The sequence below is a fragment of the Plantactinospora sp. CNZ320 genome (assembly GCF_002846275.1).
Genome location: NZ_PJMP01000001.1, coordinates 84,595 through 100,998 on the forward strand (window position 1 = coordinate 84,595; position 16,404 = coordinate 100,998).

Annotated in this window: 12 protein-coding genes; 6 read left to right on the forward strand and 6 right to left on the reverse strand. The window is 71.8% G+C overall.

The genetic code is table 11. From position 1 onward, the window contains the following. The first annotated feature begins 98 nt into the window (after positions 1-98). Complete coding sequence (locus tag CLT71_RS00355; protein ID WP_101365318.1) at positions 99-2,705, forward strand: glycosyltransferase family 4 protein; 2,607 nt, start codon at positions 99-101, stop codon at positions 2,703-2,705. A gap of 53 nt (positions 2,706-2,758) precedes the next feature. Here the strand turns inward: CLT71_RS00355 and CLT71_RS00360 are convergent, their stop codons facing one another. From CLT71_RS00360 to CLT71_RS36855, 6 genes are all read right to left on the reverse strand, one after another. Next, positions 2,759-3,316 (reverse strand): hypothetical protein, encoded by a 558-nt coding sequence (locus CLT71_RS00360; protein ID WP_143743314.1) that lies wholly within the window; start codon positions 3,314-3,316, stop codon positions 2,759-2,761. Continuing rightward, the gene (locus CLT71_RS00365; protein ID WP_486482954.1) at positions 3,309-4,556 is read right to left on the reverse strand and encodes a glycosyltransferase family 4 protein; all 1,248 of its coding nucleotides are present in this window, start codon (positions 4,554-4,556) and stop codon (positions 3,309-3,311) included. The genes CLT71_RS00360 and CLT71_RS00365 overlap by 8 nt, the downstream gene beginning before the upstream one ends. Positions 4,557-4,590: 34 nt before the next feature. Then, a complete protein-coding gene (gene wecB, locus CLT71_RS00370; RefSeq protein ID WP_101365320.1) occupies positions 4,591-5,670 on the reverse strand; it encodes a non-hydrolyzing UDP-N-acetylglucosamine 2-epimerase in 1,080 nt (359 codons plus the stop codon). 130 nt (positions 5,671-5,800) lie between these two features. Next, positions 5,801-6,634: a hypothetical protein gene (locus tag CLT71_RS00375; RefSeq protein ID WP_101365321.1), complete on the reverse strand. Its 834-nt coding sequence runs from the start codon at positions 6,632-6,634 to the stop codon at positions 5,801-5,803. Between the two features lie 11 nt (positions 6,635-6,645). Continuing rightward, a complete protein-coding gene (locus CLT71_RS00380; RefSeq protein ID WP_101365322.1) occupies positions 6,646-7,287 on the reverse strand; it encodes a methyltransferase domain-containing protein in 642 nt (213 codons plus the stop codon). Between the two features lie 105 nt (positions 7,288-7,392). Then, positions 7,393-8,568, reverse strand: a complete 1,176-nt coding sequence (locus CLT71_RS36855; RefSeq protein ID WP_101365323.1) for an acyltransferase family protein — start codon at positions 8,566-8,568, stop codon at positions 7,393-7,395. A 168-nt stretch (positions 8,569-8,736) separates the two neighbouring features. On the opposite strand from CLT71_RS36855, the gene CLT71_RS00390 reads away from it, so the two are divergent. The 5 genes from CLT71_RS00390 to CLT71_RS00410 all read left to right on the forward strand — a co-directional run bounded on the left by CLT71_RS00390 (position 8,737) and on the right by CLT71_RS00410 (position 16,404). Continuing rightward, a complete protein-coding gene (locus CLT71_RS00390; RefSeq protein ID WP_101371003.1) occupies positions 8,737-10,335 on the forward strand; it encodes a glycosyltransferase family 4 protein in 1,599 nt (532 codons plus the stop codon). A 178-nt stretch (positions 10,336-10,513) separates the two neighbouring features. Further along, a complete protein-coding gene (locus CLT71_RS00395) occupies positions 10,514-12,136 on the forward strand; it encodes a glycosyltransferase family 4 protein (RefSeq protein WP_486482955.1) in 1,623 nt (540 codons plus the stop codon). Positions 12,137-12,146: 10 nt separating this feature from the next. Further along, positions 12,147-13,718 (forward strand): glycosyltransferase family 2 protein, encoded by a 1,572-nt coding sequence (locus tag CLT71_RS00400; RefSeq protein WP_101371005.1) that lies wholly within the window; start codon positions 12,147-12,149, stop codon positions 13,716-13,718. A gap of 5 nt (positions 13,719-13,723) precedes the next feature. After that, complete coding sequence (locus tag CLT71_RS00405) at positions 13,724-15,007, forward strand: nucleotide sugar dehydrogenase (protein WP_101365324.1); 1,284 nt, start codon at positions 13,724-13,726, stop codon at positions 15,005-15,007. 104 nt (positions 15,008-15,111) lie between these two features. Further along, positions 15,112-16,404 (forward strand): glycosyltransferase, encoded by a 1,293-nt coding sequence (locus CLT71_RS00410; RefSeq protein ID WP_486483635.1) that lies wholly within the window; start codon positions 15,112-15,114, stop codon positions 16,402-16,404.

The following is a 16,404-nucleotide window of genomic DNA, read 5'->3' on the forward strand; positions in this document are numbered from 1 at the left end:
GCGGTTTCCGCGAAAGACGCCCGAGAACAACCGGTGGTGTTCGCACAGGCCCGTCACGGTCGGGCAAGAGTCAGCTCGTCTTATCTGGAGGATCGCGCATGACACCGCCCGCTCGCCGACCGCGACTGGCAGTGATCGTCGGAAACGGCATCACCGGGGACTCCCGGGTACAGAAAACCGCCATCTCGGCGGCGCGGGCCGGCTGGGAGGTGCTGCTGATCGGCGCCGGACGGGGACGCGCCGTGAAGTCCACAATGGGCGCCGTCCAGGTCGTCCGGGTCGGCGTCGCCGCGCACATGCGGGCCAAGCAGAAGGGGCACAAGCTCCGCCGCATCGTCACCCAGTTCGGGATCGCCGACAAGGAGGCGCTGGCGCGTACCCGGGCGGCCAACCAGACCTGGGTGCGGCAGACCACCGCCCGGATCGGCCGGATGCGGTCCACCGAGGGCCGCTCCGCGGCGGCGAACGCGATCGTCGTACCGGCCAGCCGGGCGCTCGGCGCACTGGTCCGGGCCCGCCGGCTCACCCACAAGCTGCGGGTCCGGGCCTTCCAGTGGGAGCAGCGCTACCAGGCCGCGCCGACCGGCCAGTGGGCCAAGGACTGGCCGTACCTGCTCGACCTCGACCTGGCGTTCGGGCCGGCGATCGAGGAGTTCAAGCCGGACGTCATCCACGCCAACGACATCACGATGATCGGTACGGCGGCGCAGAGCGTGGCCCGGATGCGGGCCCGGGGCCAGAAGGTCAGGTGGCTCTACGACGCGCACGAGTACGTGCGCGGGGTGGACTGGCCCGAGCCGTTGCAGGCCAGCGCCTTCAACGCGCTGGAGAAGGAGTTCATCGGCTTCGCCGACGCGGTGGTGACGGTCTCCCCGGAGATCGCCGAGCTGCTGCGCAAGGACTACAAGCTGAAGAAGACCCCGCTGGTGGTCCGGAACGTGCCGATCCGGGAGACGGTCAACACCGGCCGGGACACCTATTCGGTACGCCGGGCCTGTGGCCTGGAACCTGACGTGCCGCTGCTGGTCTACTCCGGCTGGCTCGCCGCCGAGCGGGGGCTCGGGGTGGCCGTCGACGCCCTGCCGGAGCTGCCGGAGTTCCATCTCGCGGTCGTCTCCGGACGGACCAGCCCCGAGCTGACGATGCTGCTGGAGAAGGCCGACAAGCTGGGCGTGCGGGACCGGGTACACGTGGTGCCGTACGTGCCGCAGCACGCCGTACCGGACTATCTCTCCTCGGCGGACCTCGGCCTGATCTGCTCGAAGCGGACGCTGAACTACGAGATCTCGCTGCCGACCAAGCTGGCGGAGTACCTGCACGGCGGGCTGCCGGTGGTGGTCAGCGACGTGAAGACGCTCAGCGCGTACGTCCGCAAGCACAAGGTCGGCGAGGTGTTCCGGTCCGACGACGCGGCGAGTTTCGTGGCGACGGTGACGCACGCGATGGCGAACCGGAAGCAGTTGGCCGACGCGATCTCCGAGGAGATCCTGCACGACCTCTCCTGGGAGACGCAGAGCGCCGGCCTGATGCGGCTCTACTCGGAGATCTCCGGGATCACCCCGCCGAACCCGCGCCCGGAGGTGCGCTGGTCGCTGACCGAGCAGCCGGTGCCGGTCGCCGGCCCGGCCACCGAGCCGGGGCCGCTGCCCCGGTGGCGTCCGCTGGACAACACGAAGGTCCGGCTGGGGCTCGGCCCGGCCAACTACGCCGGCCAGCTCGCCACCTTCGCCCAGGCGATCTGCCGGAGCAACCCGGAGGTCTCGGCCGAGGTCGTGATGGTGAAGACCTCGCCGACGCTGCTCTATCCGGCGGACGTCTACGTCGACCAGGCCCGGTTGCCCGACCTGGACTGCCAGCTCGAACAGGTGCAGCGGGCGATCGGCCGCTACACCCACCTGGTGGCGGACGCCTTCCTGCCGTTCTTCGGGCACCTGAACGGCAACAACATCTCCGGCGACCTGCCGGCGTTGCAACGCGCCAAGATCAAGGTTGCGTTGCTCGGCCACGGCAGCGAGGTACGCCACCCCAGGCGGCACCTGGCCCGGCACGAGTACTCGCTGTTCCGGGACGCCCCGGACGGCTACGTCGAGCGCTACACGGCGCGGGCCGAGCTGAACCGGAAGGTGGCCGAGGAGACCGGGTTGCCGCTCTTCGTCACCACCCCGGACCTGCTCGACGACCTGCCCTGGGCCACCTGGGCGCCGCTTGTGGTGGACCTGGACGCCTGGGCCACCGACCAGCCGGTGATGGAGCGGACCCGGCCGGTGGTGCTGCACGGCCCGTCGAAGCGCTGGACCAAGGGGACCGACCGGATCCTGCCGGTGCTCGACGAGCTGCACGCGCGGGGCGCGATCGAGCTGAAGCTGGCCGAGAACGTCGCCTGGAAGGACATGACGGAGCTGGTCAAGACCAGTGACATCGTGATCGACCAGTTCACCACCGGCAGCTACGGCACCTTCGCGGTCGAGGCGATGGCCGCCGGTAAGCCGGTGGTGGCGTACCTGAGCGACAGCGTGGCGGCGACCGTCGGCACCACCCCGCCGATCGTGAACGCCACCCCGGCCAACCTGCGCCAGGTGCTGGAGTCACTGCTCGACGACCGGGCCGGCACCGCGCGCCGGGGCGCCGAGTCGGTGGCGTACGTCCGGGAGTACCACGACGGCCGGCGTACCGCGGCGGCGTTCGCCAGCTTCCTCGCCAGCTGACGTGTAAGGAAGGGCCCCTTCTTATCGCTTTTTGTATAAGAAGGGGCCCTTCCTTACAGCAGGGCGCTGGCGTCGAAGCAGAGCTTCGGGGTGGCGCCGCGGGCCGTCAGGTCGGTCAGGATGGTGGCGGCGGCCGGCATCGAGCCCGGATCGCTCACCACCAGGACGTCGAAGCGACCCGGCTGGAGCACGTACCTGTCGAGCAGCCGCAGCCGGGGGTCGCCCTTCTTCGCGTAGAGCGGCTGGAAGAGTCGCCGGTAGACCGGCAGGCCGACCCGGCGGTGCACCCGGTCCGCGAACGCCCGCTGGTACGCCCGGTTGGCCTTCTTCGACCTGCCGGCCAGTGGCCCCCGGCCGACCGCCTTGAACAGGAACCCCGGTCCCCGGACCAGCACCAGTTGCTCGACGGCGAGCGGTGCCAGCCGGAGTTCGAGCTTGGTCAGGTCGACGACCCGGAGCTGCTTGGGCAGCTTCTCCTTGCGCCACTTGGCCATGTCGCTGACCACCAGGGTGGCGCTGCCACCGGCGGCGATCACCCGGTCGACGTCGGCCAGCACGGCGAGCCGGCGGGAGCCCTCCAGGGCCAGGATCAACACCTGCGGTTCAGCCATCGGTGCGGGCATCCCATCCGCTCGTGGTCGACACCGGCGCGCTCGACCCGCCGAACCACGCCTCCCGGTGGCTGCGGGCGACGGCGGGATAGCTGTACCTGTCGGCGAGTTCCCGCCGGGCGCGGGCCAGGTCGAGGCCGTGCGGGAAACGGTCCCGCAGCCGGCGGTAACCGTCCACGATGGATTCGGCGTTCTCCTCGACCGGGATCAGTTCGCCGGCCGCCTCCTCCAGCCCGGCCAGCGTCTCCTCCGGCCCGCCGCAGCGGGTGACCAGCACCGGCGTACCGGCGGCGATCGCCTCGACGACGGTCATGCCGAAGGTCTCGAACCGGCTCGGGTGCACCAGCAGGTCGTGCTCGCGCATCATCCGCAGGGCCTCGTCCGGCGGCAGCGCACCCGCGAAGGTGACCGCCTCGGCGACGCCGAGTTCGGCGGCCCGCCGGGTCAGGTCCTTGCGCAGCTGTCCCTCGCCGACGAAGGTGAGCGACAGCGCAGGCTCCTCGGCCCGGCACTTGGCGAACGCCTCCAGCAGCCAGGCGACGCCCTTGCGGGGGAGCAGGCCACCGACGAAGAGCCAGCGGTGCAACGCGCTGACCGGGGTGGCCCGGGGCTGGTCGAACGAGATCGGGTTGGGGATGAAACCGATCCGCCCGGCGTGGTGCGGAAACGCCTCGACCAGCGGATTGCGTACGGCGTCGCCGACGGCGAAGAAGCCGGCGCAGCGGTGCAGCAGGTCGTCGTACATCGCCCGGGCCTCGGGCTGTTCCAGCACCAGGTTGAGGAAGGTGGCGTGCTCGGTCACGAAGACCCGCGCGTCCGGGCGGGCGTTCTCCAGCGCCGCCCAGCCGCCGGGGAGCCCGACGTGGGCGTGCACCACCGGGGCGTCGATCGGGGCGTTGCCGAGCGCCGCCCGGAGCGCCTCGGAGTGGTTGCGGGAGATCGTCGCGTAGTCCGGGGTCACCGGCATCACCACCGGCAGGTGCACCAGGTCGGCACCGCCGACGGTCGGCCGGCGGTGTACGCCCTGCGGCAGCAGAACCCGGAACGCCTCGTCGATCGCGGTGCCGGTCTCCGCCGGCAGCCGGTGCCCCCACTCGTCGGTGTGGTAGACCGTGACCTGCTGGTATTCCGGTGCGGTCGCCTCCACCATCGCCTGCACGAAGGCGCCCCGGAACGGGCGCTGGCCGGTGGGATACCAGGGGGTGACGACGGCGACGTCGCTGGCGGGGTTCGTCTGCACCTGATTCGGTCCTCGGTTCGCCGGGCGGTCTGGGTCAGGCATGCCGTTCGAGGATCTCGACGACCCGCTGTGCGGCGGTGCCGTCGCCGTACGGGGCGGCACGCTCGGTGGTCGGCGTGGGCCGGGTCGCCGTGCCGATCCAGTCGGGCGTACCGGCCGGGTCCGGGACGAGCCGGTTCCAGTCGCCGTCGAGGGTCTCGACCCACTCGGTCTCCGGGCGCAGCGTGGTGCAGACCCGGCCGAGCAGGAACGCCTCCTTCTGCAACCCGCCCGAGTCGGTGACCACGCCGGCCGAGCCGAGCACCGCGGCGACCATGGCGGCGTACCCGACCGGGCGGCCGACGTGGATGGCGCCCTGGGCGAGCTTCAGGCCGTACTGCTCCGCGCGGGCCAGCAGCCGGGGGTGCGCCAACAGGGCGACCGGTACCGGGAGCGCGGCAAGCGCCCCGACCAGCCCGGCGAGCCGCTGCGGGTCGTCGGTGTTCTCCGCCCGGTGCAGCGTGGCGAGCAGGTACGGCGCGGTCGGGTCGATCCCCTCCGGCAGGGCGGGCCGGGGGTGCTCGCCGGCCAGCACGGCGTCCCGGATCCGCAGGCAGACGTCGACCATCACGTCTCCGGCCAGCACGGAACGGGCGGCCAGCCCCTCGTCGGCGAGGTGCCGCATGGCCTCCTCGGTCGGGGCGAGCAGCAGGTCGGCGGCGTGGTCGGTGAGTACCCGGTTGTGCTCCTCGGGCATCCGCCGGTTGAACGAGCGCAGCCCGGCCTCCAGGTGGGCGACCTTCAGGTGCTGCTTGACCGCCGAGACCGCGCCGGCCAGCGTCGAGTTGGTGTCGCCGTAGACCAGCACCCAGTCCGGGTTCTGCTCGGCCAGCACCGGGTCGATGCCGGCCAGCACCGCGCCGGTCTGCACCCCGTGGCTGCCGGAGCCGACCCCGAGGTGCACGTCCGGGTCGGGGATGCCCAGGCCGGAGAAGAAGACGTCGGAGAGGTCGGCGTCGTAGTGCTGACCGGTGTGCACGATGACGTGCTCGTGATCCGTTCGGGCGAAGGCCGCCGCGATCGGGGCGAGTTTCACCAACTGCGGGCGGGCTCCGACAACGCTGACAACCTTCACTGCGGATTACTCCCGGCGTCGATCGACGGTGGAATGCGGGGCATCGTGCTGACTCGTACGCTTCCGGCCGCGCACGCTTCGCGCGACAAGGCGGGAATGGTACAGCAGCCCCGGTCTTCCACACGATACGTCACCCCGTGGGTGATCTCCCAGCCGACCGCCGGCGGCGCCCGCGCCAGGCCCGGGCCAGTTCCCGGGGTACGCCGACAAGCGCCCGCGCCGGTTCCCGGGCTCCCCGGGCGAAGGCGCTGCCGAGCCGGTACCCGGCCGACGACTCGACCTCGGCGAGCCGGCGCCGCGCCTCGCGCAGTTCGGTGTCCCGCTGCGCGAGCAGCCGGTCCTGCGCCTCGACCCGATCGGTCAGCTCGGCCAGTCGCCGCCGCACCGGCCGGCTCACCAGGTCGGCGAGCTGGTACTCGTTCACCACCCGGAGCAGGGTGGCCAGCTCGGCCGCGTCATCGCCGTCCGGTTCCGGCTCCCGTCCCGGGCCGGTGCCGGCCGGCTCGACCGGGGTACGGGCGTCGATCAGATAGCCGCGCAGCGGGGCGAGCCGCTCCACCCGCTCGACGACGAGCGCGGCGCAGACCCCTCGGATGGCGACCCGGTCCAGCGGCGAGACCTCCCGGATCTGGCACCGCCCGGCCACCAGCGGCCCGACCAGCCGGTGGTACGGCAACTCCTCGACCGACCAGGCGATCAGCAGCGCCGCGCGGGTGCCGGGGCGGGCCCGCCGCAGCATCGGGGTCAGCGCGTCCGGGTCGGTGTGCGCGGGCGAGTCGGCGCCGAGCAGGCAGAGTGGCAGGGACTCGGGGCCGAACTCGGCCGTCTCGTCGAGCGGCTGGCGGCGGTAGCCCACCTCCGGCGGCAGCCGCAGTTGCCGTTCCAGCTTGACGTCCGGGTGGCTGACGTCGACCACCTCGCGTACCCCGTCGAGATAGCGGGGGAGGATCTCGGAGATCCGCATCGCTTCCCTCCTCAGCCGGTCCGGGTGAAGACGTGGAACCCGTTGGGATTGCCCCGGAACGCGTACGGCCGCCAGCCCTCGAACTCCAGGCCGCACTCCCGGGCCAGGCCGACGTACCGGTCCCGGCCCCGGACGACCTGGTAGTTGCCGTACCTGCGGTCGCCGTCCCCGCCCCAGTCGGCGAGGACCAGCCGGCCCCGGAGCCGGACCAGCGAGGCGAGGTTGCGCACCGACCGCTCCCACTCGGCATCGTCGAGTACGTGGAAGAGCACGTCGACCGAGAACACCACGTCGTACGGCCACCGGCTGCGCCAGCCCGAGAGCGTGGACCGGAAGTACCGGGCACCGCCACCCTGCTCACGGCAGTACGCCAGCGCGCTCTCGCTGGCGTCGATCCCGTCGACCTGGTGACCGAACCGGGCCAGTTCCCGGCTGAACCAGCCCTTGCCGCAGCCGGCGTCGAGCAGGAACAGCGGTGCGACCGGGTCGGACTGGTGGCCGATGATGTCCAGCAGCAGGCTCAGGCGCAGGATGTAGAACATCCGGTTCGTCGGCTCGTCGAAGGACATGTCGCCGCCGGAGCGCAGGTCGCCCTCCCGCCGGTGCCTGTCGTTCCAGTAGGCGTCGTTCTCCTCGGCGGAGAGCAGCTCCACCCTCGCTCACCTCGCCTCGCGCCCGGCGTACCTGTCGGTGGCCGACGCTAACACGGTGTCGACCGGACAGAACCGAACGACCCGGTAGGGGTGGGGCGAAACCGCTCAAACGATGGCGCGCAGGTACGGCACCCGGGCGGCACCGAGCGAGGCCGCGAACGAGACGACCAGGATCACCAGGTACGCGCCGAGCATGAGCGGCAGCGAGCGCCCCTCGGCCACCCCGGGCACGGTCTGCCGGAGCAGTTCCAGCACCAGCAGATGGACCAGGAACACCCCGAAGGTGGCGTCGGAGAGTCGGACGAGGAGCCGGCCGGACCGCTCCGACGGGGTGACCCGGGCGCCGATCCCGACGGCGAGCAGGAAGAGGCAGATCGCCGCGGCCGCCACCGTGCCGCCGAGGTAGCCGACCGGCAGGAGCGTCTGGAGCCAGCGGTGCTCCGGCGAGACTCCCCACTGCCAGACCGCCTCGGTCATCAGCAGCACCGCGAGCACCCCTGCCGCCAGCAGGCCGCGCCGGCCCAGCACCACCCGGTGCAGCGCCCAACCGGCCAGGAAGTATCCGACGTACGGCCACCACATGGTCAGCGCGCCGAGGTGGATCGGGCGGGGAGCGCCGATCATGGTGGCCATCGCGGAGGCCGTGAAGGTGACCAGGGTGAAGGCCATGGCCACCCCGGCGAGGATCATCGCCCGGCGTCGCCCGCCGTCCTTGAGGAACGCCGCCAGCACCGGGGCGACCAGGTAGAGCCCGGCGATCAGCCAGAGGAAGTAGAGCGCGGTGAAGACCCTGGCGTCCATCAGGTTGCGGGCCAGCAGGGTCAGGGTCAGCTCCTCACCGCGCCAGAGCATCCGTACCCCGACCAGGTAGACGAGGTGCCAGACCACCAGGGCGGGGATGATCCGGGCGAACCGCTTGCGATAGAACGCGACAGGTCCGGCGGCGTGCGCCCGGGGTGCCAGGGTGAGCGCACCGCTGATCATAACGAAGACGGGGACGGCCCAGGTCGCCCCGAGGTCGATCGCGGCGGCGGTCCACCAGGTCACCGTGTGCCGCAGGTCGTCGTGTCCGAGTACCAGCCCGATCACATGGATCGCGACCACCCCGCAGATGGCGAGCACCCGGAGCCCGTCCAGCCCGTACTGCCGTACGGGCCGGTCGCCACCGGCTGCCGCGCGGGTGGTGACCGGGGTCTCGCCGGTGATCGTCGGGGTGGATCCGCTGGTCTCCGCAACGGAGGTGGCCTGGGAGGGCACTTCCGGTTGGGCCGGCATCCTCATCGAGCGAATACTAGGCGGTAGTGGCGGTGCCGGCGATTCGGCCGCGCCGATGGGTTCCGGGCGGTTGCCGTATGCTCGTCGCGTCCTCGGGCCCCTTGGAAGGCGGGAAGGCCAAAGATGGTGGTTGACGGCGCGGCCGGGATCTCCGACTCCCGTCGGCGGATTGTCATGTTGGTCGACAACGGGGTCACCGGTGACTCCCGGGTGCAGAAGGTCGCCCGTTCGGCCGCCGAGGCCGGCTGGGACGTCATCCTGCTCGGCTGCTCACCGACCGGCCAGCCGCAGACCTGGCAGCTCGGCCAGGCCGAGGTCCGGCTGGTGCCGTTCCCGCAGCCGCTGGCGAAGAAGCGGCACGAGTTCCGCCGGGTCTTCCGGCGCGGGCCGCTGGCGTACCCGCCGAGCGGGATCGCCGAGCACCGCGCGCAGTGGGTCCGGGCCTGGCAGGCCGACCTGCGGGTCCGGGCCGCGCAGCTCGCCGTCGCCAAGCACACCGGCTGGCCGGCGCCGCCCGGCGGCGCCCGGCGGCTGCGCCTGGAGGGGCAGGCGGCGGCGCTGCTGAAGAAGTGGGTCTCGTTCCGCTACTGGCAGCTGACCAGCGCCCAGCGCGCCCGGCGCAGGCTGGAGGGCCCGATCGACCGCTTCTACACCTGGTTCTGGCCCGCCGTGCAGGGCGACCGGAGCTGGCGGCGGCTGGAGCCCGGACTCTGGGACTACGAGCTGGCCTTCGGTTCGGTGATCGACGAGCTGGCTCCCGACCTGATCCACGCGCACGACTACCGGATGGTCGGGGTGGGTGCCCGGGCGACGGTCCGGGCCCGAGCCGCCGGCCGGGACGTGAAACTGGTCTGGGACGCCCACGAGTTCCTGCCGGGCCTCAGCTCGGCGACCAAGCGGGGCCGCTGGCTGAAGGCCCACGTCGCGCACGAGCGCGAGTACGCGCCCTTCGCCGACGAGGTGCTGACCGTCTCCGAGGGGCTGGCCGAGCTGCTGAAGGAGTCGCACGGGCTGGCCGAACTGCCCACCGTGGTGATGAACGCGCCGGACGTGACGGTGCGGGACCGGTCGACCGAGTCCGGGGCGGACGAGCCGGTGACGGACATCCGCACCCGGTGCGGGCTGGGCCCGGAGACCCCGCTGCTGGCGTACTCCGGCGGGATCGCCCCGGTGCGCGGCGTGGACGTCATGATCGATGCCCTGCCGACGCTTACCGACGTGCACGTCGCGCTCGTCTCGGTGCCGCCGGGGAAGCGCTCGACCGCCTCGATCGACAAGTTGCTGGACCGGGCCGGCAAGCTCGGCGTGGCCGACCGGGTGCACCTGCTGCCGTACGTCCCGCACTGGCAGGTCTCCGAGTTCCTCTCCACCGCCAACGCCGCGGTCAGCCCGCTGGTGCACCTGACCAACCACGAGATCGCGCTCAGCAACAAGTTCTTCGAGTACTCCCAGGCCCGGCTGCCGATGGTGGTCAGCGACGTGCGGACGATGGCCGCGACCGTCCGCTCCACCGGGCAGGGCGAGGTGTTCCGGGCCCAGGACGTGCAGGACTACATCCGCGCGGTCCGGGCGGTGCTGGCGGACCCGGCGCGCTACCGGGCCGCCTACGACCGACCGGGGCTGCTGGAGAGCTGGACCTGGGAGGCGCAGGCCCGGGTGCTGGAGGAGGTCTACCGGCGGCTGCTGCCCGGTCGTCCGTCCACCGCGCAACCGGATGTTCCGGGTCACCTCGTCACTACCGGTACGCAACGCACGCTCGAAACCACCGGCTGACCCGAGCGGCCCGTACCGGCACCACCTGCGGGATCACCTCTCCGGCCGGTAGCCGTTCCGGTGCCGACGATGATCGATACGGGTCGACGGTCACGATCGGCAACCGCGGTCGGGATTGCCGTACACTCGCCGGAGTCCTCTGGAAAGCCCCGACCGGAAGGGCAGCGAAGACACAGTCATGGAGTTCGACGGCGCCGCCGAGGCGCGGAGCGCGCGTGGGCGCGTGGTGATGCTTGTCGACAACGGGGTGAACGGTGACTCCCGGGTGCAGAAGGCGGCCCGTTCGGCCGCTGCCGCCGGCTGGGAGGTGATCCTGCTCGGCCGCTCCCCGCACGGGCAGCCGCAGAGCTGGCGGCTCGGCGACGCCGAGGTCCGGCTGCTGCCGATGCCGGACCCGCTGGCCCGACGTCGCCACGACTACCGCCGCGCCTGGCTGCGCTGGCCGCTCGCCTATCCACCGAACGGCATCGCCCCGTGGCGGGCCCAGGCGGCCAAGGCCCGCCAGGCCGACCTGCGGTTCCGTGCGGCGCAGCTCACCCTGGCCGCCCGGTCCGGCCGTCCCGACCCGCTCGGGCAGCGGCTGCTCCGGCTGCGGCTGCTGGCGGCCCAGGCCCGCCGCCGCTGGGTCTCCTTCCGCTACTGGCAGCTCACCCGGGCGCAGAACGGTCGCAGGTTCCGCAACCCGTGGGACCGCGCCTACACCTGGTTCTGGCAGCGGATGCGCGGCGACGGGGCGTGGCGCCGGCTCGAACCCGGACTCTGGGACTGGGAACTGGCGTACGGGCCGGTCGTGGACGAGCTGGTCCCGGACCTGATCCACGCCAACGACTTCCGGATGCTCGGAGTGGCTGCCCGAGCCAAGATCAGGGCAGCGGCCGCCGGCCGGACGATCAAACTGGTCTGGGACGCCCACGAGTTCCTGCCCGGGCTCAAGCCGTGGCGGGACAACGCCCGATGGCTGCCGGCGAACGTCGGACACGAGCGGGAGTACGCCCGGTACGCCGACGCCGTGGTGACCGTCTCCGAGGCGCTCGGCGACCTGCTGCGCGGGCAGCACGGGCTGACCGAGCGCCCGGCCGTGGTGTTCAACGCGCCGGCCGTCGGTGACCGGCCGACCGGGGTCGACGAGCCGCAGCCGGACATCCGCCGGCTCTGCGGGATCGGGGCGCAGGTGCCGCTGCTGGTCTACAGCGGCGCGGCGAGCAGCCAGCGCGGCATCGACATCACAGTGGCGGCGCTGCCGAAGCTGCCCGGGGTGCACGTCGCGCTCGTGGTCAACAAGCCGGCCGGCCCGCAGATGCGGGAGGTGCTGCGCCGGGCCGACCGGCTCGGGGTGACCGACCGGGTGCACGTGCTGCCGTACGTGGCGCACTGGCAGGTGGTGCCCTTCCTGGCCGGAGCGGACGTCGGGGTGATCCCGATCCACCACTGGCCCAACCACGAGATCGCGCTGATCACCAAGTTCTTCGAGTACTCGCACGCCCGGCTGCCGATCGTGGTCAGCGACGTCAAGACGATGGCCGAGACGGTCCGGTCGACGGGGCAGGGTGAGGTGTTCCGGGCCGAGGACGTGGCCGACTACGTTCGCGCCGTGCAGGCCGTACTCGCCGACCCGGCGCGCTACCGGGCCGCGTACGACCGGCCCGGCCTGCTGGAGAGCTGGACCTGGGAGGCGCAGGCCGGGATCCTCGACGAGGTCTACACCCGGCTGCTGCCCGGCTCGGCCCGGCCCGGGGTCGGTGCGCCGACGCCGCGGTCGCTGGCCGGCGACTCCCGGCCGGCCGTCGGGTTGCCGGCGTGAGGACGGCCTGATGGGTACCCCCGACGTCAGCGTGGTGGTGGCGGTCTACAACACCATGCCCTACCTCACCAAGTGCCTGAACTCGCTGCTCCGGCAGAGCATCGGCCGGGACCGGATGGAGATCGTCGCGGTCGACGACGGCTCCACCGACGGCAGCGGCCGGGAACTCGACCGTTTCGCCAAGCTCCATCCGGAGACGGTGAAGGTGGTCCACCAGGCGAATTCGGGTGGCCCGGCCGCGCCGAGCAACCGGGGCCTGGAACTGGCCACCGGTCGCTACGTCTTCTTCATCGGCGCCGACGACTACCTCGGCGACGAGGCGCTGGAACGGCTGGTGGCCGCCGCCGACGAGTACGGCTCGGACGTGGTGCTCGGCAAGACGGTCGGGGTCAACAGCCGCAACATCCACCAGGCGGTCTTCGCCCGCAACGAGACCGACCTCGACCTGTTCGACTCGGCGCTGCCCTGGGCGCTGTCGAACACGAAGCTGTTCCGGCGGGAGCTGATCGAGCGGCACGGGCTGCGCTATCCGGAGAACATGCCGGTCGGCAGCGACCAGCCGTTCACCCTGGAGGCGTGCTACCGGGCGAACCGGATCTCGGTACTCGCCGACTACCGCTTCTACCACGCCGTACGCCGGCTCAACGCGCACAACATCACCTATCGCTCCCGGCACGAGGAGCGGCTGCGCTGTGCCGAGCAGTTGGTGGAGTTCGTCGCCGGGTTGATCGAGCCGGGCAAGCAGCGGGACGCGGTGCTGATCCGGCACTTCGCCTGGGAGATCGCCCGGCTGCTGGAGGACGACTTCCTCGGGCTCGACCGGGCGGTGCAGGAGCGGGTGGTGGCCGGCATCCGTAGCCTCGCCGACCGCTATCTGACCGACGACATCCGGGACCGGCTGGAGATCGAGGCACGACTGCGGATCTCCACCGCCCAGCGGGGCGATGTCGACGACCTGCTAGCGGTGATCAGGCAGGACGCGGAGGAGGGCGTACCGCCGACGATCGTCGACGGCGACCGCTGGTACGCCGGTTATCCGGGCTTCCGGGACGCCCGGCTGGAGATGCCGGACGGCTGGTTCGACGTCTCGGACACCGCGGCCGACTGGCTCGCCCGGATGGACGCGGTCGGCCTGGCCTGGGAGACCGGCCCGGACGGCAGCCGGGGGCTGACGGTCACCGCGCACACGCCTCGGCGCAACCTGGCAAGCCTCACCTCCGGCCCGATCGGGCTGACCGCCGGTGACGTGGTCGGCAGCACCCTGGAGACCACCCGGGACGTCGACGGCACCACCGTGAAGGCCCGGTTCCGGGTGGACCAGTTGCTCGCCGGGGTCGGGGTCGGCGGCACGCTGTGCACGGTACGGACCCAGTTGACCGCGTTCGGCACCACCGGTTCCTGCCCGTTGCGGATGCCGACCCGCCCCACCGCACCCCGGATGGTCTTCCGTCGCGGGGTCCGGTTCTTCGTCATCACGCCCACCACGAGTCACCGTGGGCAACTTGTGATCGCAATAGCACCTGTCACGCCCCGCCGGGTCATGGCCCAGCTTCGGCGCAGGTTGCCCAAGGGAGGAAAGTAGAAGGCATGAAAATCTGCGTTGTCGCTCTGGGGAAGATCGGCCTGCCGCTGGCCGTGCAGTTCGCCGACAAGGGGCACACGGTGATCGGCGCCGACGTCTCCGAGCGGGTCGTGAAGCTCGTCAACGACGGCGCGGTGCCGTTCCCCGGCGAGGCCGACCTGGACGTCAAGCTCAAGGAGGCGGTGGCGGCCGGTCGACTCTCCGCCACCACCGACACCGCGTCGGCGGTCGCCGAGTCCGAGGCCGTGGTCGTGGTGGTGCCGCTCTTCGTCGACGCCGAGGGGACCCCGGACTTCGGCTGGATGGACGACGCCACCCGGGCGATCGCGGCCGGGCTGAAGCCGGGCACCCTGGTCAGCTACGAGACCACCCTGCCGGTCGGCACCACCCGCAACCGCTGGGCGCCGATGCTGGAGCAGGGCTCCGGGCTCAAGGTCGGCACCGACTTCACCCTGGTCTTCAGCCCCGAGCGGGTGCTGACCGGCCGGGTCTTCGCCGACCTGCGCCGCTACCCGAAGCTGGTCGGTGGGGTGGACGAGGCGTCGGCGAAGCGCGGCGTCGAGTTCTACGAGGCGGTACTCGACTTCGACGAGCGCCCCGACCTGTCCCGCCCGAACGGCGTCTGGGATCTCGGCTCGGCCGAGGCGTCCGAGCTGGCCAAGCTCGCCGAGACGACCTACCGGGACGTCAACATCGGGCTGGCCAACCAGTTCGCCCGGTTCGCCGACAGCGTGGGCGTCGACGTCATCAAGGTCATCGAGGCGTGCAACACCCAGCCGTACAGCCACATCCACTCGCCGGGCATCGCGGTCGGTGGGCACTGCATTCCGGTCTACCCCCGGATGTACCTCTGGAACGACCCGTCCGCGACCGTCGTCCGCGCGGCCCGCGAGGCCAACGCCGGGATGCCGGACTACGCAGTCGAGCTGCTCGCCGCCGCCTGGGGCGACCTGACCGACGTCGAGGTGCTGGTGCTCGGTGCGGCGTACCGGGGCGGGGTCAAGGAGACGGCCTTCTCCGGGGTCTTCCCGACCGTGGAGGCGCTGCGCGCCCGGGGTGCGAAGCCGTACGTCTCCGACCCGATGTACTCCGCCGAGGAGCTGACCGCGCTCGGGCTGCCGGCCTACCAGGGCGAGCGGGTCGAGGCAGTGGTGGTGCAGGCCGACCACGCGGAGTACCGCACCCTGGCCGAGACCGACCTGCCCGGCGTACGGGTGGTCGTCGACGGCCGCCGGGTGACCGACCCGGCCCGCTGGCCGAACGTACGCCGGATCGTCATCGGCGGCTGAGACCGGTATCCGTCCCCGGCGTCCCCGCCGCTGTCCGACAGGAGTGACTCGCCATCGCCACGCCGTCCGCCCGGGGACGTTCTCGGCCTCCCCGGGTCCTCTATCTGTCGTTCTATTTCCCGCCGAGCCGGGCCAGCGGGGTCTTCCGGGCCCGGGCCACCGCCAACCGGCTGGCGGAGGACGGTTGGGACGTGACCGTCTTCACCGCGCCCCGGGAGTTCTTCGCCGACCACCTCGGCGGAGCCAGCGACGAGACGCTGGAGGCCACCGTCGACCCCCGGGTGCGGGTGGAACGGATCAAGCTCGGAGTGCACCACTGGGAGACCGACGTCCGTAGGTTCGGTTTCTTCCGGGGCATGTTCCCGAACGTCAGCGAGCGGATCTACCAGGCCGGGCAGCAGAAGATCTTTCCCGAGCACTACCTCGGGTGGCTGCCCGGTCTGCTCCGCACCGCGCTCAGGCGGCACCTGCGGCGCCGCTACGACCTGGTGCTGGCCACCGGCAACCCGTTCGTCTCGTTCGTGGCAGCCTGGGCGCTGGGCCGGATGCTCCGGATCCCGTACGTCGTCGACTACCGGGACGCCTGGACCTTCAACCAGTTCACCGAGGAACTGATCTTCCCCGAGGGCAGCACGATGATGCGCTGGGAGGCGCGGGTGCTGCGGAACGCGGCGGAGAGCGTCTTCGTCAACGACGGAATGCGGCAGTGGCACGCCGAGCGCTATCCGTTCGCCGCCGACCGGATGCGGGTGGTGCCGAACGGCTGGGAGCCGGAGATCCTCGGCCGGGCGACCTTCCGGGCGCCGGATCCGGACCAGCCACTGCGTTTCGGCTACCTCGGTACGGTCACCAACCACATGCCGCTGGACGTGCTCTTCGCCGGCTGGCGGCTGGCCAAGGCGCATCCGCTGCTCGCCACCGCCACCCTGGAGGTGCACGGTCACCTCGGCTTCTTCCCGCACAACATCGCGCCGCTGAAGGCGCGGATCGAGGAGGAGGCGGAGTTGGGCGTGCGCTACAGCGGCCCGTTCGGCAAGACCGAGGCCGCCGGGGTGTACGACCGGACCGACGTGCTGGTCTTCTGCGTACCGGGTGCGAGGTACGTGACCTCCGGCAAGGTCTTCGAGTACATGGCGACCGGCAAGCCGGTGGTCTCGGTGCACATTCCCGAGATCGCCGCCACCGAGGTGCTCTCCGGCTATCCACTGTGGTTCGCCGGCAAGCGGCTGGACGCCGAGAGTGTGGCCCAGTCGCTCGTCGCCGCCGCCAAGGCCGCCCGGGATCTCGACGCCACCACACACGAGGCGGCGGTCCGGCACGCGGAGACGTACACCCGGGCGGCGACGCTCGGGCCGTGGGAGGCCCGGCTGCGCCGGCTCGCGGAAGGGGGTCGGTGA